This is a genomic window from Streptomyces globisporus, assembly GCF_003501885.1.
In the GTDB taxonomy this organism is placed as follows: Bacteria; Actinomycetota; Actinomycetes; order Streptomycetales; family Streptomycetaceae; genus Streptomyces; species Streptomyces globisporus_D.
In genome coordinates this window covers 1-5,727 of the sequence record NZ_QWFA01000391.1, presented here as the reverse complement: position 1 = coordinate 5,727, position 5,727 = coordinate 1, and the positions used below count along the sequence as shown (strand labels likewise).

Below are 5,727 nucleotides of genomic sequence, written 5' to 3'. Positions count from 1 at the left end.
GTGTACAGCGAGGACCTCGGGTTCGCGGAGGTGGACCCCGAGGTGGCGGTCGTCGTCCGAGCGGCCGTGGACCGGCTCGTCGCGGCCGGGACCGTACGCCTGCTGGACCGCGACGCCGGGCTGCTCGACCCGGCGGGGGCCTGGACCGCGGTACGGGGCGGCTCGCCGGACGCCCCGGAGGCGGTGCGGGTGCGGCGGGCGAACGACGAGCGGCTGGAGGCGCTGCTGGCCGGCGGGGCCCTGCTGTTGACCCCGGCCACCCCGAACCGGCCGCACGGCCACGAGGGCCCGGGCTCCCGCTACTCCACGGCGCTCACCTGGGCGTTCAACCTGAGCGGGCATCCGGCGGCGAGCCTGCCCGCCGGGTTCACCGGGGACGGCTGCCCGGTGGGGCTCCAGGTGGTGGCACCGCGCGGCGCGGACCTCAGGCTGTTCGCCGCGGCCCGCGAGGTGGAGGACGCCCTGCCCGCCGCACCGGCGCCGCCGCTGCCGGGGCGCCGCTGAGCGACGGTCAGCCGATCGGCCGGCGGATCTCCTCGCGGACCTCGGCGGTCTCGAGCGCGGCCGCCTCCAGGTCGATCGCCGTGGGGTCCTTGAGGGCCGTCTCGGGACGGATGATCCCGACGGACGCCCCGGTGTTCCCGTCGGCCCATGCGCACATCGGGATGTTCGCCCTGACGCCGTTCTGGTTCGACTGGAGCACCTGGCACTTCAGCGTGATGTCGTGACCGGCGGGGGTGAACTCCTTCGGGGGGACGGCGACGGTCGCGCCCTGCCCATCGGCCCCGCCCTCCATCATCTTGCCGGTCATGGCTTCCGGCTCGGTGAACCGCCCGTGCATCCCGGAGATCACCAGGGCTCCGCCCTTGGCCGAGCTGTACTGGCCGACGACGGCCTTCGCGTCCCGGACGGTGGGGTCGTACATCTCCTCGATCTTCTTGCCCTCGGACGACGACAGGTCCTGGGCCAGGGTGAATTCGCCGTCCAGCACCTTCTGCTGCAGGACGAGCTCGTACTCCGCTTCCGGGAACGCCGCGTCGGTGGTCTTCCCGACCAGCTGGGAGACCCCGTAGGCGATCCCGCCCGCCGCCACGACCGCGCCGACCGCGATCCCGACGATCAGCCCGGTCCGCTTGCGGCGCGGGGGCTGCGGGCCCTGGGGCGGCCGGTCGCCGCCCGCGCCCGGAGGACCGGGCTGCCCCCAGCCGCCCTGCTGGGGCGGGGGCTGCTGCGGGTAGCCGTAGGGCTGCTGGTGCGGCACGGCCCCCGGCGCGACCGGCGGCGGGCCGCCGTACGGGTTCTGCGGGTGCGGCGGCCCGTACGGGCCCTGCGGCGGCCGCCGCGCCGCCCTCCTCGATCGCCTCCGCGACCTCCGCCACCCGGGCCTCCTCCTCGGCGGCGAAGCGGTCCCGGTCCAGTTGCTCGGCTATCTCCTCGTCCTGAGACATCAGCAGGTCGAGGTTGGAGTCGCCGAGTTCGAGGACGCCCATGTCGACGTACGCCTTCTGGAGGCGCGGGCCCCACAGGCCGATGTCCTTGACGCAGGGGACGATGCGGCTGAAGAGCAGCTTCCGGAAGAGCTGGAGGTACTCCGAGTGCTCCGAGAGGTCCTTCGCCTCCTGCTTGCCGATGCCGAAGTTCTCCAGGACCTCGACCCCGCTGAGCCGGTCCCGCATCAGGTAGCAGCCCTCGATGACGAACTCCTCGCGCTCGCGCAGTTCGGCGTCGCTCAGCTGTTTGTAGTAGTCGCGCAGGGCCATTCGCCCGAAGGCGACGTGCCGGGCCTCGTCCTGCATGACGTACGCGAGGATCTGCTTGGGCAGCGGCTTGGTCGTCGTGTCGCGGATCATCCCGAAGGCGGCCAGCGCCAGGCCCTCGATCAGGACCTGCATGCCGAGGTAGGGCATGTCCCAGCGGGAGTCGCGCAGAGTGTCGCCCAGCAGCCCCTGAAGGTTGTCGTTGACCGGGTAGAGCATGCCGATCTTCTCGTGCAGGAAGCGGCCGTAGATCTCGGCGTGCCGGGCCTCGTCCATGGTCTGGGTGGCGGAGTAGAACTTGGCGTCCAGGTCGGGGACGGCCTCCACGATGCGGGCCGCGCACACCATCGCGCCCTGCTCGCCGTGGAGGAACTGGCTGAACTGCCAGGAGGTGTAGTGCTTGCGCAGCTCGCCCCGGTCCTTCTCCGTCATCTTCGCCCAGTGCGGGGTGCCGTAGAGGGTGAGCGCCTCGTCGGGGGTGCCGAGCGGGTCGGTGGGGTCGACCTCCAGGGACCAGTCGATGCGCTTGTTGCCGTCCCACTGCTTGTCCTTGCCCTTCTGGTAGAGGGCGAGGAGGCGTTCGCGGCCGTCGTCGTAGTCCCAGCTGAACCGGGCGGCCCCGGTGGCGGCGACCTGCCAGATCGGTTCGGCGGGCGGGCTGGTGTAGAGCTCATGGGTGGACACGGACGGCTCCTTCGCCTCGGACAGCGGGACGTGATCGACAAGTTCCGTGACGTCGTGGGCAGTTGAGCGCGTGCGTCAGCCGCCTCCCCGGCAGGTTCACACGTTGGTAGACATCGGGTCAACAAGTCGGACGGAACCGTGCGCAAGGGATTGACGGCCTTGCTGACGAGCAGTCTCATAAGGGGTGACCGTCGGTAACTCCTGTTTCCGGTGGCTCCTGTTCCCGGTCCCCCTCTGTGAGGTGCTCCCGCCATGACGACCGTCACCGCTCGCGATGCGACCGTGCTCCGCGACGCGCTCGGGCCGCTCCGCGACCGCGAGCAGATCGCCCTGCGGCTGCTCGAATCCTCGGCCAAGCACTCCTTCGACCCCGACACCGAACTCGACTGGGACGCGGCGGTCGAGGACGGCAAGTGGTTCGGCAACCACGTCCGCTACGCGCTCACGGAGATAGCCGACGAGTGCCGGCACTCGATGATGTTCGGCCGCATGATCGACTGGGGCGGCGCCCCGACGTATCCGGTGCCGCGCGTCTACCACAACCTCGCGCGGGTCCTGAAGACCGTCTCCACCACCCCCGGTTCGTTCGCCGCGACCCTGCTCGGCGAGGAGATCCTCGACTGGATGCAGCGGCTCACCTTCCCGGACGACCGGGTGCAGACCCTGGTGCGCGGCGTGACCCGGATCCATGTCATCGAGGAGGCCCGGCACGTCCGGTACGCCCGGGAGGAGCTGCGCCGCCAGATGGTGACCGCCCCGCGCTGGGAGCGCGAACTCACCAAGGTCAGCTGCGGCGAGGCGGCCCGCGTCTTCTCCGTCTGCTTCGTCAACCCACAGGTGTACGAGAACGTCGGCCTGGACCGCCGGGAGGCCGTCGCCCAGGTGAAGGCGAGCGGCCACCGCGCGGAGGTCATGCAGTCCGGTGCGAAACGGCTCACCGACTTCTTCGACGACATCGGGCTGCTGAACGGCGTCGGACGCCGGCTGTGGCGAAGCTCCGGTCTGCTGGCCTGAGGTGTACCGGCGCATACCGTCTAGGCTCGGGAGCATGACGTCCACCGCCGCAGTCCCGCCGCCCCGGGCGACGTACCGGAGGCTCAGCGTCGAGGAGCGCCGCGCCCAGCTGCTGCTCGCCGCGCTCGGCCTCTTCGCCCACCGGGCGCCCGACGAGGTGTCGCTCGACGAGGTGGCGGTGGCGGCCGGGGTGTCCCGGCCGCTCGTCTACCGCTACTTCCCGGGCGGTCGGCAGCAGTTGTACGAGGCCGCGCTCGGCTCGGCGGCCGACGAGCTGACCCTGTGCTTCACCGAGCCGCCGGTGGGCCCGCCGACCGAGCGGGTCGCCCGGGTCCTGGACCGCTATCTGCGCTTCGTCGACGAGCACGACACCGGGTTCAGCGCCCTGCTGCGCGGCGGCAGCGTCGTGGAGACCTCCCGTACGACGTCGATCGTGGACGGGGTGCGCCGGGCGGCGGCCGACGAGATCCTGCGCCACCTCGGGCGGATGGGCGGGGCCGGGGAGCAGCCCGCCGGGCCGAGGCTGCGGATGATGGTGCGCAGTTGGATCGCGGCCGTCGAGGCGGCCTCGCTGATGTGGCTGGACGACGACAAGCAGCCGGCCGCGGCCGACCTGCGTGGCTGGCTCGTCGACCACCTCATCGCCCTGCTCGCCGCGACCGCCGCCACCGATCCGGAGACCGCTGCGGTGGTGAACGACCTGCTGGCCCTGGAGACCTCCGAAGGACCGGCCGGACAGCTGGCGGAACGGGTAATTCCGGTCGTCGCGGAGGCGGCGCACCTGCTGCCCGCGTCCCCTGCGTCAGACTGACCGGGTGAAGAGCGAGAACACCCCTTTCCGCGGCGGCCCCCTGGACGGCCGGGTCCTGCCGATCCTGCTGGGCCCGACCGGCCATCCGCCGAAGTGGTACGAGGTCCCGGTGCCCTCCCCCGACGGCGGCCCCGCCACGGTGCACGCCTACCAGCGGGTCCCGGCCGGCTACACCAAGCGGCTGGGGCTCCAGCGGGGCTGGGTCTACGAGTACGCCCCCGGCGGCCGTGAGCAGCGCACGCTCAAGTGGCCCTGGTCCAAGCCGCCGCGCCGCGACTGAACGGCGGCGGGCGGTCCCCGCGTACGGCACAGGGCCTTGGGCCCACCGGCGATTGGGGGGTGGGTCTAAGATCGACGGTCAGGCGCCGGGGACGGGCCATCCGGTCGCCGTACAACGGTCACAAGGGGGTGCGCCATGGAGGCGCTGCGTCAGGACGATCCACGCCGCTTCGGTCGCTTCACCGCGCTGGCCCGCTTCGACGAAGGCGCGAGCGCCGTGCGGTACGTGGCCCGGGACATCGCGTCCGGCGAGACCGCCCTCATCACCGCCGCGCGCCCCGAGCTTGCCGCCGTCCCCGTCTTCAGCCGCCGCTTCCAGGCCGAGGCCCGCACCGCCGAACGNTCTGGCCCCCGGCACGGTGCTGCTGGCCGCCGACGGCCCCCGCCTCACCGCCTTCGGCCCGCTGGGCGCCGCCGCGTCGGCGGAGGCCGGCCCGGGCGGCCAGCTGTCGGTACGCCTCGGCTATCTGACGCCCGAGCAGATCGAGGGCAAGGAGGTCTCCGCCGCCTCCGACCTGTTCGTACTGGGGCTGCTCCTGGCGTACGCGGCGACCGGGACGACCCCGTTCACGGAGGGCCCGGCCGAGGAGGCCACCCGCCGGATCGCCGAGGACGAACCCGAACTCGACGCCGTACCCGAGGAGTTGCGCGAGCTGATCGCGACCTGCCTGGCGAAGGACCCGGATCAGCGGCCCACCGCCGGCACGGTCGCCGCCGAACTGGCCCTGGAGGGCGCGGCGGGCCTCGCCCGGGGCGGTTGGCTGCCCGAACCGCTCGCGGCGGCGGTCGTGGACCAGGAGGCGCGGGTCCTGGCCCTGGAGGTGCCGGAGGAGGGGGACGTCGCGGCGGAGGCCGGGGAGTCCGATGCCACGGCCGCCCCCGAGGACGCCCGGCCCGAGGACCCCCGGACGCTCCGGAAACCGGAGGGCGCGCGCACGGCCCCGGAGCCGGAGGACGCCCGGCCGACGGACACGCCGCCGGTGGAAGCGCCCGCGCCCCAGAAGCCCGCCGACGCCCCCGCGCCCCAGGGCGACGGGGACATCGGTGAGGACCGGGGCACCACCCGCTTCCTCAACACCGGGCCGCGGCCGCCCCAGAACGACCGGCCCACCACCCAGCTCGCACTCCCCCACGAACTCACCGCGCCCGCCCCGGCGGCGCCCCCCGCGCAGCCCGGCGCAC

Annotated in this window: 5 protein-coding genes and 2 pseudogenes; 5 read left to right on the top strand and 2 right to left on the bottom strand. The window is 73.1% G+C overall.

All coding sequences use genetic code 11. From position 1 onward, the window contains the following. The coding region (locus D3105_RS33895) for an amidase family protein (RefSeq protein ID WP_240647138.1) at positions 1-504 on the top strand (504 nt) is incomplete at its 5' end. A 7-nt stretch (positions 505-511) separates the two neighbouring features. Here the strand turns inward: D3105_RS33895 and D3105_RS33890 are convergent. Together D3105_RS33890 and D3105_RS33885 are read right to left on the bottom strand one after the other, a co-directional pair. Beyond that, complete coding sequence (locus D3105_RS33890; protein WP_240647137.1) at positions 512-1,261, bottom strand: hypothetical protein; 750 nt, start codon at positions 1,259-1,261, stop codon at positions 512-514. 73 nt (positions 1,262-1,334) lie between these two features. After that, positions 1,335-2,441, bottom strand: a pseudogene (locus tag D3105_RS33885) (ferritin-like domain-containing protein); the annotation flags it as partial. 252 nt (positions 2,442-2,693) lie between these two features. Here D3105_RS33885 and D3105_RS33880 point away from each other — a divergent pair. The 4 genes and pseudogenes from D3105_RS33880 to D3105_RS33865 form a co-directional block, all read left to right on the top strand. Beyond that, the gene (locus tag D3105_RS33880; protein WP_118906597.1) at positions 2,694-3,455 is read left to right on the top strand and encodes an AurF N-oxygenase family protein; all 762 of its coding nucleotides are present in this window, start codon (positions 2,694-2,696) and stop codon (positions 3,453-3,455) included. 34 nt (positions 3,456-3,489) lie between these two features. Next, entirely contained in the window at positions 3,490-4,266 is a 777-nt protein-coding gene (locus D3105_RS33875) for a TetR/AcrR family transcriptional regulator (RefSeq protein ID WP_118906596.1), read from the top strand. Between the two features lie 4 nt (positions 4,267-4,270). Further along, complete coding sequence (locus tag D3105_RS33870; RefSeq protein ID WP_118906595.1) at positions 4,271-4,546, top strand: hypothetical protein; 276 nt, start codon at positions 4,271-4,273, stop codon at positions 4,544-4,546. 135 nt (positions 4,547-4,681) lie between these two features. Further along, positions 4,682-5,727, top strand: a pseudogene (locus D3105_RS33865) (protein kinase domain-containing protein); the annotation flags it as partial.

Excerpts from the sequence above, each read along its gene's own strand:
- D3105_RS33880 (WP_118906597.1), top strand. The coding sequence starts at position 2,694 with ATGACGACCGTCACCGCTCGCGATGCGACCGTGCTCCGCGACGCGCTC.
- D3105_RS33875 (WP_118906596.1), top strand. The coding sequence starts at position 3,490 with ATGACGTCCACCGCCGCAGTCCCGCCGCCCCGGGCGACGTACCGGAGG.